Annotated in this window: 16 protein-coding genes; 7 read left to right on the top strand and 9 right to left on the bottom strand. The window is 36.0% G+C overall.

Features of this window, described 5'->3' with window-relative positions:
• Positions 1–73: 73 nt before the first annotated feature.
• Complete coding sequence (locus AN964_RS16900) at positions 74–304, bottom strand: spore germination protein GerPB (RefSeq protein ID WP_055740809.1); 231 nt, start codon at positions 302–304, stop codon at positions 74–76.
• Positions 305–532: 228 nt separating this feature from the next.
• Positions 533–754, bottom strand: a complete 222-nt coding sequence (locus tag AN964_RS16895) for a spore germination protein (RefSeq protein ID WP_055740808.1) — start codon at positions 752–754, stop codon at positions 533–535.
• Positions 755–917: 163 nt separating this feature from the next.
• On the opposite strand from AN964_RS16895, the gene AN964_RS16890 reads away from it, so the two are divergent.
• The 4 genes from AN964_RS16890 to AN964_RS16875 all read left to right on the top strand — a co-directional run bounded on the left by AN964_RS16890 (position 918) and on the right by AN964_RS16875 (position 6,540).
• Positions 918–2,081, top strand: a complete 1,164-nt coding sequence (locus tag AN964_RS16890; protein WP_083489386.1) for a DUF418 domain-containing protein — start codon at positions 918–920, stop codon at positions 2,079–2,081.
• A gap of 67 nt (positions 2,082–2,148) precedes the next feature.
• Positions 2,149–3,036 carry a fumarylacetoacetate hydrolase family protein gene (locus AN964_RS16885; protein ID WP_055740807.1) on the top strand — a complete coding sequence of 296 codons (888 nt, stop codon included), beginning with the start codon at positions 2,149–2,151 and terminating at the stop codon, positions 3,034–3,036.
• A 91-nt stretch (positions 3,037–3,127) separates the two neighbouring features.
• Positions 3,128–3,499, top strand: a complete 372-nt coding sequence (locus AN964_RS16880) for a YisL family protein (RefSeq protein ID WP_055740806.1) — start codon at positions 3,128–3,130, stop codon at positions 3,497–3,499.
• A gap of 125 nt (positions 3,500–3,624) precedes the next feature.
• Complete coding sequence (locus tag AN964_RS16875; protein ID WP_055740805.1) at positions 3,625–6,540, top strand: EAL domain-containing protein; 2,916 nt, start codon at positions 3,625–3,627, stop codon at positions 6,538–6,540.
• 30 nt (positions 6,541–6,570) lie between these two features.
• On the opposite strand, the gene AN964_RS16870 is transcribed toward AN964_RS16875, so the two are convergent.
• A complete protein-coding gene (locus AN964_RS16870) occupies positions 6,571–7,137 on the bottom strand; it encodes a DUF2777 family protein (RefSeq protein WP_055740804.1) in 567 nt (188 codons plus the stop codon).
• 200 nt (positions 7,138–7,337) lie between these two features.
• Between AN964_RS16870 and AN964_RS16865 the strand changes: the two genes are divergently transcribed.
• A complete protein-coding gene (locus AN964_RS16865; protein WP_055740803.1) occupies positions 7,338–8,828 on the top strand; it encodes an alpha-amylase family glycosyl hydrolase in 1,491 nt (496 codons plus the stop codon).
• A gap of 68 nt (positions 8,829–8,896) precedes the next feature.
• On the opposite strand, the gene AN964_RS16860 is transcribed toward AN964_RS16865, so the two are convergent.
• The 4 genes from AN964_RS16860 to AN964_RS16850 form a co-directional block, all read right to left on the bottom strand.
• Positions 8,897–9,769 carry an SDR family oxidoreductase gene (locus tag AN964_RS16860; RefSeq protein WP_055740802.1) on the bottom strand — a complete coding sequence of 291 codons (873 nt, stop codon included), beginning with the start codon at positions 9,767–9,769 and terminating at the stop codon, positions 8,897–8,899.
• A 104-nt stretch (positions 9,770–9,873) separates the two neighbouring features.
• On the bottom strand, positions 9,874–10,365 hold the full coding sequence (locus AN964_RS16855; protein WP_055740801.1) for a YajQ family cyclic di-GMP-binding protein: 492 nt from the start codon (positions 10,363–10,365) through the stop codon (positions 9,874–9,876).
• Between the two features lie 114 nt (positions 10,366–10,479).
• Positions 10,480–10,611, bottom strand: coding sequence for a DUF3941 domain-containing protein (locus tag AN964_RS25690; RefSeq protein ID WP_083489385.1), 132 nt, complete (start codon positions 10,609–10,611; stop codon positions 10,480–10,482).
• A gap of 63 nt (positions 10,612–10,674) precedes the next feature.
• Positions 10,675–11,535, bottom strand: coding sequence for a DegV family protein (locus tag AN964_RS16850; RefSeq protein ID WP_055740800.1), 861 nt, complete (start codon positions 11,533–11,535; stop codon positions 10,675–10,677).
• Between the two features lie 126 nt (positions 11,536–11,661).
• Between AN964_RS16850 and AN964_RS16845 the strand changes: the two genes are divergently transcribed.
• Positions 11,662–12,516, top strand: a complete 855-nt coding sequence (locus AN964_RS16845; RefSeq protein WP_055740799.1) for a YitT family protein — start codon at positions 11,662–11,664, stop codon at positions 12,514–12,516.
• Between the two features lie 61 nt (positions 12,517–12,577).
• Positions 12,578–13,300, top strand: coding sequence for a BsuPI-related putative proteinase inhibitor (locus AN964_RS16840; RefSeq protein WP_055740798.1), 723 nt, complete (start codon positions 12,578–12,580; stop codon positions 13,298–13,300).
• 17 nt (positions 13,301–13,317) lie between these two features.
• On the opposite strand, the gene AN964_RS16835 is transcribed toward AN964_RS16840, so the two are convergent.
• A complete protein-coding gene (locus AN964_RS16835; protein WP_055740797.1) occupies positions 13,318–13,497 on the bottom strand; it encodes a DUF3813 domain-containing protein in 180 nt (59 codons plus the stop codon).
• Entirely contained in the window at positions 13,497–13,652 is a 156-nt protein-coding gene (locus tag AN964_RS26770; protein ID WP_163258612.1) for a hypothetical protein, read from the bottom strand. The genes AN964_RS16835 and AN964_RS26770 overlap by 1 nt, the downstream gene beginning before the upstream one ends.
• Positions 13,653–13,723: the final 71 nt, after the last annotated feature.

Below are 13,723 nucleotides of genomic sequence, written 5' to 3'. Positions count from 1 at the left end.
ATCCCTTTAAAAAAATAAAGGATGTATAATGAAATCAACCCTAAGACGGTAAGGTGTTTCTATAAGCAATTTTTTATCTAGGCCCTCCGGAAGTTTGAAATGGTACCACAAATGTAGTGGGCTGTCCTCCAGTAGTTGTTGCTGTGCCGGGAGTCGGAGCAGGTCTAATAAAACCTCCAGTATTATATAAATAGGAAGCTGGTTTAATGATCCCTGCACTCCCAATCTGAAAAACGGAAGAATTGGAAATACCTCCGATTTTTATCATGCGAATTTGAATAGTTTGTTGTAAATAAATTTTCATGGGTACCACCTTTTTGTGCAAGTATAGAATTGTATTAAAATGTTTTTATATAAATTATTTGACTAGTGTAGTCTTTATCTAGCTTCGGAGCCTATCGGTTGGCGGATTTCTGCGTCTTCTCCCTACGATAAGTCAACATTGACTCGTGAATTACCTCGCTGTGATTCCCTTGGTCTCGCCTGCGACTACGAAATCTGCACGCCGATGAACAAGGCCCTTACTTTGTGATTAGAAATTCAAATAATTTCCTTGATCTAATCCGTCTATGTCAAATGTATTAGTCGCCGATTGCTGATTTTGAATCGTTAACGTTTCTCCTGTGTTAAATGATCCCGCGCCAGCAAACGTTTTAACAGATGCGTTTGGAATAATTTGAAATACATCACCAATATTAAATACACCGCTCGAACCAATATTCATAATTTGAACGGCACCAACAAATCCAGGCATCACCGTTCACATCCTTTTGATTTAAATTTATTGCGTAGAAATAGGCATTTCACTTATATTCCATATCATATGAGTGATTTAATGAAAGGTGATTAATTAGCCTAAATGTACATCACGTTGTAAAATGGAATGGTGAATAAATAATAATGCATGAGGTAAAAATATGAAGTTGCAAATGGAACCGTTACATAAAGAAAAAAGAATTTCCACTTTAGATGTATTAAGAGGAATCAGTCTTTTGGGAATTGTGATTGTAAATATAATTTCTTTTAATGCGCCTGTCCTATACTATAATCCATATGAATGGTGGAAGGATGGTGATGCAGCGGTTTACAAGTGGGTTGAAATTATATTTCAATCAAGCTTTTATCCCATCTTTGCGATGATGTTTGGATACGGAAGCGGTATTTTACGTGATCGAATAAAGGAGAAAGGACTAACCTTTTCAAAAATATATATAAAAAGGTTACTATTCTTGTTATTGATAGGGTTACTTCATGCCTTTTTAATTTGGTCTGGCGATATATTGGCAAATTACGCAATATACGGAATGCTGTTAATGGTTTTATTAGAATTATCAGGAGAAGTGCTTATGATCAGCGGTATTATGCTTTTTCTGATTCCAAATTTATTGTTCATTTTATACATATTGGTAAATGCGCTAATCGATCCGAATACGACATTAATGTATGCAGATATTGCGAACGTAAATAAAGCTTTCAACGCGTATACCACAGGAAGCTACTGGGAAATCACGAAGCAAAGGGTGGAAGATTGGACAGCTGTAAATGGATCATCTAATCTTTTTTTCTCCGTTTTCTCTATCTTGCCCTTAATGATGATTGGAGCCGGTGCTTCTAAAATGAAATGGCTACAAAATGCAAAAACACATAAGCGGAAATGGTTGTTCCTTTTTATCGTATCTTTTATCGTAGGAATCTTTTTAAAATCCTTGCCAGTAATAATTGATTCTAATCTTGCTTTTAAGCTTGTACAACAATCAATTGGGGGAACGATTTTTAGTTTTGCGATTGTGGCTTTCATTGTTCTGCTGATGACGAATCGTATTTGTGAAAAGATTTTACGGCCAATAGCAGCGGCAGGAAGAATGTCTCTGACGATTTATTTAGTTCAATCGATTGTAGGGTCGCTGATTTTCTATCATTATGGACTTGGCTTGTATGGAGGGCTTACTCTGCTATCCTGTGTAATGATAGGGATATTTATTTATATTATTCAAGTGATTTTAGCGGAAATTTGGTTTATAAAGTTTCAATATGGTCCATTGGAGAAAGTATGGCGTATGGTAACATACGGGAAAAAATAATAGAGGAATTCACTGAAAAAGGCAGAATATTTAACAATAAAATAATAAAATTAAAGGTGGAAATAGTATGAAGCTGTTAACATTTAAAAAAGAAAACAAGGAACAATTTGGAGTGCTGAATGAGAGCACGGGAGATATATTAAATGTTTCTCAGTTAGCATTAAATGGCCATCCATCCTTACCTGCCTCCATACTAGAGGCAATTGAAAAAGGCGACCAATTTATTATGAATATGAAGGAATTAATGGAGAAAGAAGATTTATCCTCTTTTTATGAAAATGTGGATTCCATTGAGTGGCTTTCCCCAATCCCGAAACCTCAAAAAAACATAATGTGTGTAGGGAAAAATTATCGTGATCATGCGATTGAAATGGGGAGTGAGGCAGATATTCCTAAGAATGTCATTGTCTTTACGAAAGCGCCAACTACCGTTACCAGTCATTTATCAGAGGTAGAATCCCATAGTGAAATTACCAATCAATTAGATTATGAAGGTGAGTTAGCTGTCATAATTGGAAAGAAAGGACGAAGTATAAGCAGGGATGAAGCGCTTGAATATGTATTTGGCTACACGATAATTAACGATGTAACTGCACGCGATATTCAAAAGCGTCATAATCAATATTTTATCGGTAAAAGCTTAGATGGAACATGCCCAATGGGACCTTGGATTGTTCATCATTCTGCAATAGAAAACCCGAATCAATTAAATATTGTTACAAAGGTGAATGATGAAGTCCGCCAAAATTCTAATACAAAACATTTCATTTTTCCAGTCGAAGAAATTATCTCTGTACTTTCAAAGGGAATGACGCTGGAACCAGGTGATATTATTGCTACTGGAACGCCAGCAGGTGTAGGAAATGGGTTCAATCCTCCGAAATTTTTAGCATCTGGAGACAGAATCGATATAATAGTTGAAGGAATAGGAACTTTGACAAATGTGGTAAAATAATCTGTAAAATATATCTATTGATCTGGCATTATGATAATATTGGATGAGTCATATAATGCTTATTAATAAAAAAATGTTAGGAGGTTAAAAAATGCTTACTCGTACAGATGCCCATGTCACTACTTGGGTCATTGCGATTATTCTTTTTATCGTGGCATTGCTTTTACATAAGGCTGGTAGAGAAAAGGCAGCAAAAATCGTTCATATGATTGTTCGCCTATTCTACATTTTAGTTATTATTACTGGTGCGTTACTGTTCTTCAATAACCAATCCATAAATCCGGGACTATACGGTGTTAAATTACTTGTTGGATTACTTGTTGTCGTATTAATGGAAATGATTTTAGTAAGAACGGTGAATAAAAAAGGTACCGGACTTTTATGGGTGTTGTTTATCATATTATTTCTAGCTGTACTTTATATTGGATTAAGGTTGCCAATGGGCTGGCATCCATTCGCATAAAGAGGAAGTCGCTCTGGAATGAGCGGCTTTTATTTTTGGGTAAATATCGACAATATATTACAAATATATTACAATAATAATAGTATGAATATTTTAATTATTGTCAAGTCAAGGTGGTGAGCAATTTGGCAAAATCGTTTCAGTCTTTATTCGAAAATCAATCTCAGCTCCAGTCATTTATCGAAGAAAACGAACTTCCGCAGTATCCTGTTTTATGCGTTCACATATCCGCCGGTAAAATGGATTTAACAGAAATCGGGAATCTAATTACATCTATTAAGCATTTACTTCCACAAGCTGTAATTGTGGGATGTAGTTCTGCTGAGAAGATATTACATAATACTATTCTCTCCGATAAGCCTGTGATCACTTTCACCACCTACGAGAAAACAAAAGTCCATTCCGTAATTCTTGAAATGAACAATAAAATAGATTTGCTAGCAATTGTGGAAAAAATAACCGCAGAATATGTAACCTCTGAAACGAAGATGATACAGCTATTTACCAATCAGAAATTAGGGGATATTGACATTATATTAGATGATTTTCACAGGCTGAACCCCGATGTCTTCATCATTGGTTGTAATACCTCTGATCTAATAAAGGATAATTCCTATATATTCACGGATAAAGGAATAGTGAATAATGGAATAGTGTTTCTATTATTTGATAATCAGGATTTGCTAATTGAAACAATGGAAAATGGAGAGTGGTCAGAAATCGGCTTCTCTTTTAAAGTTACAAAAGCTAAAGGAAATTTATTATATGAAATAAACGGAAAGAAGTCTCTACATATATTGAAACAGTACTTGGGGAAACCGTTTATTCAGCGTCTCCCTAGTTCAAGCTTTCATATTCCATTTTTAATCTATCGAAACGAAAGAAAACACATTGCTTTTATTCGTAATGTCTATGAAGCAAGTACGATTGAATTATCTATCCCTGTTATAGAAGGGGACAGGATATCATTTGCGATTCAAAATTTGGAGGAACTATTTTCGACCTCTCAAAAGGGGTTAAAAAGGCTGAAAAAAAAGCCAGCGGACACCATTCTTGCTTTTCATTGTGCTTATAAAATAGATGGCATGGAGCATCTAATTAAGTATAATAGAGAAGTTTTAAAACAGAATGCTCCTGTAACAGATTTTTATTGCTATGATGATATTGGATATCGATCGAAAAATCAGCCTAAACCATTATCACCATCATCTATTTATTTAGCGATATCCGAATCAAATGCAGTGAATAAGCTGATGCCAGAGAATCCATTTATAATACCCGCTGCAACACATTCCATCACAGCATTAACAAATCTTGTCAATGAAACGGCAAAGGATGTTAAAATATACCAAGAGAATTCCAGGAATTTGGAAGCCTACTATCATGCTTTATATGAAAATAATATGGATGTAGCTTACACACTGGATTTAAAGGGTAACTTTACCAGTGTAAATCAATCCTTTGAAAAAGCAATAGGATATACGTCGGCCGAACTAAAGGGAAAAAGTTCAATAAGGCTAGTTACGGATAATGATATCCCAAAGGTAAAACGTCATTTTCGCAGAACAATTAGCGGAAAAATACAATACTATAAGGTAAGTATAAAAACTAAAATGGACAGAATAGAGTCTTTTCATATTAAAAATATCCCAGTTATGGTGAATGGTGAATGTGTAGGTGTATTCGGAATTGGGAGGGACATTAGCGAAAATATAAGATTTGAAGAGAAAATTTCGCAGCTGGCAAACTATGATGAAGGAACAGGATTGCCTAATCGAACAAAATTTAATGAAATTTTGGAAGAAATGCTGCGAAGGGCAAAGAAGAAGCGGCGTGCTCTTGCTATTCTTTTTTTGGATATCGATCGCTTTAAAATGGTGAATGACACATTAGGGCATTATGCAGGGGACTTAATATTAAAAGAACTTGCAATTAGGATGAAGAATGAACTTTCTAATGGTGCTTACCTTGGTAGATTTACTAGTGACAAGTTTAGTATTTTATTAACGAAGGAATCAAATCCGGAAGCGATCATTCAAATCGGAAAACAGTTATTAAAGCTGGTGGAGAAGCCTTTTTCTTATCAAAAGAAAGAATTTTTCCTCAGTGCAAGCATTGGGATTAGCATGTATCCTTATGACGGTGATCAGAGTGAGCATTTATTGAAAAATGCTGATATAGCCTTAAGTCGAGCAAAATTACTAGGTGGAAATGGAATGGTCTTTTTCTCCGATGAAATGAATCAGGAAACACTTCATCGTGTGGAGATGGAGAGTCAATTAAGAAGGGCGATAAAAAATAATGAATTATTTCTTACCTTTCAACCAATTATTGACAGTTCAAGTCATCAAATGAAATCCTGCGAAGCGTTAATTCGGTGGAAGCATCCGGAACGGGGAATTATCCCACCATTTGAATTTATCCCGCTCGCAGAGGAAACTGGACTCATCCATTCAATAGGAAAATGGGTGCTGAAAACAGCTTGCAAACAAATGAAAGAGTGGCATAATGAAGGGTTGACAGATGCTAGTATTTCTATTAATGTTTCCGCTTCGCAATTTCAAAATAGATGGTTCATAGAAGATGTAAAAAATGCTCTGGCTTATTCTGACCTGGATTCCAAATATCTACATCTTGAACTTACTGAGTCTGTAATGTTGAATGATTCCATTAAAACGATTGATACAATGCATGCCCTGCGGAATATTGGGGTAAAAATATCGATTGATGATTTTGGAACTGGATATTCATCCCTAAGTTATTTACGCCATTTGCCAATTCATCTATTAAAAATAGATAAATCATTTATACAAAATTTAGATGTTCAAACCCCGGATTTTGCTATTGTTCATTCTATTATGACGATGGGGCAAGGACTTGGACTCGAGGTTATTGCAGAAGGCGTCGAGACAGATAAGCAGTTTGCTATTTTAAAGAACATGAACTGCCATTATATCCAAGGGTATTTAATTGAAAAACCAATGGATTCTGCCCGAATGAAAGAGTGGCTGCAAAATTATCGTTATATTGGTCAAAAATAGCGAAAACGTCTATCTTGAGATAGACGTTTTTTATAAATTTGAGACTTTTTCAACAATCGTTCTTTTCCCTGTACTTAATGTAAATTCAAAACGATCTTGGCACTCTTGTTCGTATGTAAAATGATGCTGTACATTGCAAATGCATTCTCCATTGTCGAATATCAAAAAATTAACGCCGTTTCGGTTTTCCTCTTCATCAAGATAGGATAATTGATTATGACCATAAATACAATCATAAATGGAGAAGTCCAATAGGTTCAGGTTATAAATAAAATAAAATAGTACATCGTCCGTGAGTTCATTTAATAATATTTCCAAAGCAAACGTAATTTGTTTTCGTATTCTAATTTTCATTTTATCTTGGAGGAAAAGAGTGGAAGTAGGCAAAGTGATTTTTCCATCCTCCTCTAATATACCTCTCAACCACTGATGCCTATGGAAGATTTCTACCTCTTGCAAGGAATATTGCTCCAGCATAAACGCTTCATCAGTTTCTTCATCAAAGAAAACCCACTGATCATTGATGTTCTCAATACTCCCGGTGATAAAGGCACGATTTTGGTTTTTGATTAGATGATTTCTTTGCTGTTGGTCCATCGATTACCCTCCATTCGTCAACCTTGCTATATATTCTTTGTTGACAAAGCGAGGGTAATTCATACCTCTATTTCTCTTGTGGTCAAATAAAAGTCAAAGAATATGTAGATATTTAAGAATTAACTTTAGAATTGTTTGACTATCTGTACTATTAAGGGATAATCTTATTTCATGAGGCTATTTTTTAGGAGGAACGGGGTATGTTGAAAAAGGTTTTAGCATTTTGCATCATTCCGTTGCTCATTTTTTGTGCAGTACCTGCGAATGCTGCGGGAAAAGAGCAACGAGATTGGCAGAGTCAAAATGTGTACTATTTAATCGTCGACCGCTTTAATAATGGGGACGATTCTAATGATTACAACACGAATACAAAAAAAGATTTAAGTTTTCAAGGCGGCGACTTTCAAGGGATTATCGACCGACTCGACTACATAAAAGATTTAGGTTTTACAGCCATTTTACTAAATCCCATTTTCGATAATGACTCAAATGGCTATGCCGGTGATCGAATAACCAACTTCTTTAAAACGGACGAACATTACGGATCCATGAAAAAATTTCAGCAGCTTGTGAAAGAAGCTCATAAGAAAAAGATGAAGGTCATGCTCAATTTTGTAACAAATCAAATAAGTCCTGATCATCCATGGGTTAAGGATCCAACAAAAAGCGATTGGTTAAAAGGTAAAACCAAAGATGGCATGATTGTCTTAAATCAAAATAACCCGGATGTGAACCAATACTTTATTAAAGCAGGAAAATGGTGGGTACAAAAAACGGGCATCGATGGTTATTATTTAAGTAATGTAGAAGATGCACCAATCAGCTTTTGGAAGGATTTCAATTCTGCAGTTAGATCGGTGAACAAAGATTTTTTCTTACTGGGCGATGTCCATACTAATAATGTCAAGACGATCAAAACATACGAACAGGCTGGATTTGATGGTTTTTATGATAATCCTCAGAATCAGCCATTGCGAAATGCATTCTCAAATATTAATGAGTCTGCAACGTCTTTGATGGATATAGTGAAGAAAAACAAACATACATATAATTCAGACACAATAAATGCAATTTATTTTGATAATCCATATATGACGCGCTTTACACGTGACATGGTGAACGCTAATAAATATCCAGGCACAAGATGGAAGCTTGCATTAACGTATATGTATACGCAGCCGGAGATGCCTGTTATGTATTATGGATCAGAAATCGCGATTGATGGCGGAAATGCACCTGAAAATCGCAAAATGATGAATTTCCGCGCGGATAAGGACCTTATGGACTATATGACGCAAATTTCCGATTTAAGGGCGAAAAACCCGGCACTGGTAAAAGGGACATTCACACCGCTTTATGATAAAAATGGAATGACCATTTATAAAAGGGAATATAAGGGCGATATCAACATCGTTGCAATCAATAACACAAATTCCACTCAAGGTATTTCCATTGATGCTTCCCAGTTTAAGGGGGATAAAGAATTGCACGGACTTTTGGAAGGCGGAATTATCCGGACAGATAATGGTAAATTTAAGCTTGTTCTCGAACGGGAAACCTCAGAAATATACAGAGTGGTTGATAAAACGGGAATTAATTTCGGCTTCATCAGCGTATTAGTCATTGTTTGGGTTCTTTTCTTTGCTTTTATTATTGCTGCGAAGAAAAGGGGAAAACGAAATGCCAATTAAATAACAGAAAAAGAGGTTGTCTTCAGTGTTTATACACTTTAAGGGTAACCTCTTTTTCATTCTATATTTTATCCATTTACAATCGTTCCGCCATTCACATGAATCATCTGCCCCGTTACATAGCTGGAATCCTCTGATGCTAAATAAACGTATGCTGGTGCAAGCTCATATGGCTGTCCTGGTCTTCCAAACGGCACATTTCCACCGAATGTTTCGACTTGTTCCTCAGGGAATGTAGAAGGAATAAGCGGGGTCCATATAGGTCCAGGGGCAACACCGTTCACGCGAATTCCTTTTTGTACTAATGAGAGAGCTAATGAGCGGGTAAAGGTAACAATTGCACCTTTTGTAGCCGAATAGTCGATTAACTGCTCATTCCCTTGATATGCTGTAATGGAAGCCGTATTAATGATTGCACTTCCCTTTGAAAAATGGGGAAGGACAGCTTTTGTCATGTAAAAGAATGAAAAAATATTCGTTTGAAAAGTTCTTTGTAATTGATCAGCTGTTATATTCAAAATGCTTTGCTGTGGGTGCTGTTCTGCGGCGTTGTTCACTAGAATATCTACTTTTCCAAACTGATCTACCGCTTTTTTTACTGCATCCATGCAATGCTGTTCATCACCGATATCTCCTGGGATAAGAAGACATTCCCGATTTTCTTTTTGAATCAGCGTTAATGTTTCCTTCGCATCGTCATGTTCGTTTAAATAACAAATGGCAACATCGGCGCCCTCTTTAGCAAAATAGAGTGCAACAGCCTTGCCAATCCCGCTGTCCCCACCTGTAATAATCGCTGTCTTTCCAGCTAATTTTCCGCTCCCCTTATAACCAGGATTCATAGATTTTGGCAAAGGATTCATCTTCGATTCAGTACCCGGCTGTGTATTTTGATGTTGTTTCGGCATCGTTTTTTTCGGCTGATTTTGTCCAGTACTCATCATTTCAACTCCATCCTAGATGTAATCTTCCATTATTCTTTACATATAGGAAATAGTTATGAGTGAATTCTTGCATCAAAAAAACAGGTGGGACCCACCTGTTTCTATCGGTAATTTACAAACTGTACATCTATTGTTAAATCTGCTTCTCTTATTGCTGCAATAATTTTTTGCAAATCATCACGGCTTTTTCCAGTTACACGAACTTGGTCATCCTGTACTTGGCTTTTTACCTTAACTCCGCTGTTTTTAATAATAGTATTAATCTTTTTGGCGTTTTCCTTATCAATGCCTTGAATCAGCTTTGCACGTTGTCTGACAGTTCCTCCTGAAGCATTTTCCACTTTCCCGTAATCCAGATTTTTCACGGGTACACCGCGTTTAATTAATTTGCTGAACAATACATCCTTTACTTGACCCAATTTGTACTCATCATCGGAAACTAGAACAAGTTCTTCTTTATCTAGTTTAATATCACTTTTACTTCCTTTAAAATCATAGCGTGTTTGGATTTCCTTCAACGCTTGCGTTATCGCATTTGTAACCTCCGAAAAATCAACTTGGGACACGATATCAAACGAGCTTTCTTTTGACATAATTAACCTCCACCGTTACGTAATATTAACAATATTATAGACAAACGAATGGAGGGAAACAACTTTTTTGCGGTAATCACGATAAATAAAAAAAGACAAGGAATGTTCCCTGTCTTACAAGTGATTGGTTTTCTTTGAATATTGGTGTTTTCCAGCCTTGCGATTTTTTTCTCGCATCATATTTTTTTCGTGTCTTAGAGCATTGTTGTCTTGTGCTTTTTTATCATTATCAGATGTATGCGACATGAGATGATTTCCCCCTTCAAATTGTACATCCTTAATATGACCAAGGCAGGAGAATTTTATGAGCTAACGGCGCTTATTCAAAAAGAAAACCGCTAATGTTCCAGGTCCAGCATGAGAGCCAACAGCAGACCCAATGATATTGATATAAAACTCTTTTACTCCAAAACGCTCTTCAATTAAATTCTTTAGGTTCAAAGCAGCTTCTTCATCATCCCCATGGCAAATTCCGATACATTGATCCTGTAGTCGCTCGCCTCTTTCCCCCATCAAATCAAGCATCCGCTGAAGTACTTTTTTCTTTCCTCTTAATTTTTCAAGTGGAATAAGCTTTCCGTCCTCCACATGAAGAAGCGGTTTAATATTTAAGAGTCCGCCTAAAAACGCGGAGGCTTTCGATAATCTTCCGCCCTTTGCGAGATAATCTAGATCATCTACTGTAAATAAATGCTCCATATGTTGGCTGTTAAAAATGGAAGCTTCAATAATTTGTTCTTTTGTTGCATTTGCCTTTAACATACTGGCAGCATTCTTTACTACGAGTCCATAGCCGACTGAAGCACACTTGGAATCAATGATCGTTAAATCTAAATCGGGGTACTCCTCTAATAATTGTCCACGCACCATTTCAGCTGTTTGGTAAGTTCCTGATAATGCAGAAGAAAAAGCAATGTATATCCCTGTTTGTTTTGATTTAGCAAGATCAGTAAATACCTGCTCAAATACCTCCGGTGATGGCTGGGAGGTTTTCGGAACCTTACCTGAACGAATTCCATCAAATATCTGTTTCGGATTAATAGTTTTAATATCTAGATATTCCTTGTCATCCATGTAAACATTGAGTGGAATTAAAGTCACATTATTTTCTTCAAAAAATTCGAGTGGTAAATCACATGCACTATCAGCAAACAACTTAATAGCTGTCATTTCATTTTCACCTAAGCTTTCGATTTATATTTCCTTTAATTTTATCTATTTTGCCTAAATTTCACAATCGTTTTGGTATGAACTTCCTCTAATTAGGTGAATAGTAAGAATGAGGAGGATTTTTTTATGAAAAAGGAACTTCTAATAGAACATGGTAAAAAAATAGTTGTCGTTCTAGTAGGTGCTATTTTAAATGCATTTGCCATGAACTATTTTTTAAAACCAGCAAATGTCTACTCCAGTGGGTTTAGTGGAGCTGCACAGCTTTTATCCAATATTTTTAACCAATATACTCCATTACATTTGTCGATGGGATTGCTTTTGTTAATATTAAATATTCCAGTTGCCATCCTTGGATGGCTAAAGGTCGGAAAGTTATTCACATTGTATAGCTTTGTGTCCGTCGTTTTAATGTCTGTCTTTTTAGAGATTATTCCCGTACATAAAGCTTCCGGAGATATTCTGTTGTATGCAGTATTTGGAGGCGTCCTGACTGCAATTGGTGTCGGAATCACATTAAAGTTCGGAGCATCGACAGGTGGCCTCGATATTATTGCTATGGTTTTATCAAGGATGAAAGATAAACCGGTTGGAATTTATTATTTTGCTTTAAATGCAGTCATTATTGTAACAGCGGGATATTTATACGGATGGGATAAAGCACTTTATACGCTTGTCTCATTATATGCATCGACAAGGGTTATTGATGCTATCCATACACGCCATCAAAAATTAACGGTCATGATTATTACGAAAATTCCTACAGAGATGAAGAAGGCCATCCATGCTAAGCTTGTGCGCGGAATTACATTAATTCCTGCTAAAGGAGCGTTTTCAAATGAGGATCGGGAAATGTTAATGATTGTCATTACTCGGTATGAATTATATGAGATGGAACATATCATTAAAGAGGTAGATCCAAATGCATTTACAAATGTTGTGCAAACAGCGGCAGTTTACGGGTTTTTTAGGAAGGATTAATTTCGGAAGGATGGAACATACTATGTGGTGAGATTTTTCCATTTTTGGAAGGGAGATCACCATGAAAAAAATTCTTCGTTTTCTTTGTTTGATGATGTTAGTTTTACCTGAATTTGCGTATGCCACGGGGGAGGATAGTACTTCTATGGTATCATGGGATGCTAAACTAAAGGCCTATGCTGATCATTTGGAAATAAAATTAATTGTTCGGAATAATTCTGATAAGGATGTGAAATTGGAATTTCCGACAAGTAAGCTATACGATTTTTCTATAATGGACGGAAAGAGAGAAGTTTTTCGTTTAAGCAAAGGAAGGTTTTATTTACAAGCATTTCAATATGTAAATATACCAAGCGGAAAGGAAAAAGTCTGGACCATTAATTGGGATTATAAAAGCAATGGACAAAGAATTTCTTCCGGAAAATACACTTTAATAGCAGAATTATTGCCATCTAAAATAAACGGCATTCCTAAATCCACACAATATGTAACGAAACAAGAATTTACGGTGCCTTCTTTGCATGACATCCAAATCGAAGGCAGGGCTGGAAATTACACCATTAAGGGTGTATTAGAGGATTCTAATGAAAAATATTATTATACAGTTGATGATGGGCATCGAATTATATTGAAGAAAAAAGCCATACGAATTTCTGGGGATACAAACACATTTCAAATTACACTTCGTCTTCCACATGAAATTTTTGCACAGAACGAGTCACTGATTTTTTCCATCTTTAATTCAAAAGACGAACCGATTTTTATTCAAAATCTAAAAAAATAGCTGCCAAAAACCGGCAGCTATTTCAATTGTTCTAACTCATTTTGCATTTCACTTAATTGATTTTGCTCGGCAATGGTAGAATTTGCGAATGCGGAGGAAAGTGCATTCTTTGCCTTTTGCATCGCTTGTTCATCATTAGGAGATCCTTTTGCTCTTTCAACAAAAAACTTAGCTTGTTGAAATAACCTATTTGTCATTATTCGACTCCTCCTAATGAAGATTCCTTCATGAACTCTAGCTGACGTTCTTCTGCTTCAGCATATGTGGATCGGTATGGAAAGCGCTCATCATGCTTGGATACTGCATCTTTTCCTTGCTGAACAAAACGTTTCGATTTGTTTCTTTTACCCAAACGAAACACCGTCCTTCGCTAGAATTAAACGAATAAAGATCCGTTCTTTAAATAGTATGGATTTCACACCG

It is taken from the genome of Heyndrickxia shackletonii (assembly GCF_001420715.1).
GTDB lineage: Bacteria > Bacillota > Bacilli > Bacillales > Bacillaceae_C > Margalitia > Margalitia shackletonii.
The sequence above is the reverse complement of the archived record's forward strand: the minus strand, read 5'-3'. Positions and strand labels throughout refer to the sequence as shown.